Raw genomic sequence first — 408 nt, forward strand, 5'->3', positions numbered from 1 at the left:
GCCGGGTCGCTCAGGGAGAACCAGTTCTGCAACAGATGAATGCGCAGCATGGTTTCCAGAGGATAAGGTTTTCTACCACCGCCGGCCGTGGGGTAGAACGGCTCGATCAGGCCCAGTAGACCTGTCCAGGGCACGACCTGATCCATCTCGGCGAGGAAGCGTTCGCGGCGTGTCTGCTTGCGCTTGCCGGCATATTCGAAATCGGAAAAGCTCATCTGGCTCATGGGCGGCTCGGATCAGGTGGTCAGGCGTATTTCAGCACATTTGGAGACTTGTTCGGAGATTCCCTAATGAGGGTCAAGGAATTCATTCTTGCCAACCTCAGCCAGCCTAACCTTACAGCTGAAACCATTTCTCAAGCTTTTCATATATCCCCCCGAACGCAATCATTGATACACGCCCGTTAAC

General features: G+C 54.2%; 1 protein-coding gene. It reads right to left on the bottom strand.

Annotated elements, in window-relative coordinates:
- Window positions 1-224, bottom strand: a 224-nt coding sequence (locus D7Y13_RS44055) for a transposase (RefSeq protein ID WP_147452759.1), incomplete at its 3' end; no start/stop codon positions are given.
- Window positions 225-408 lie beyond the last annotated feature (184 nt).

It is taken from the genome of Corallococcus praedator (assembly GCF_003612125.1).
Taxonomy (GTDB): Bacteria; Myxococcota; Myxococcia; order Myxococcales; family Myxococcaceae; genus Corallococcus; species Corallococcus praedator.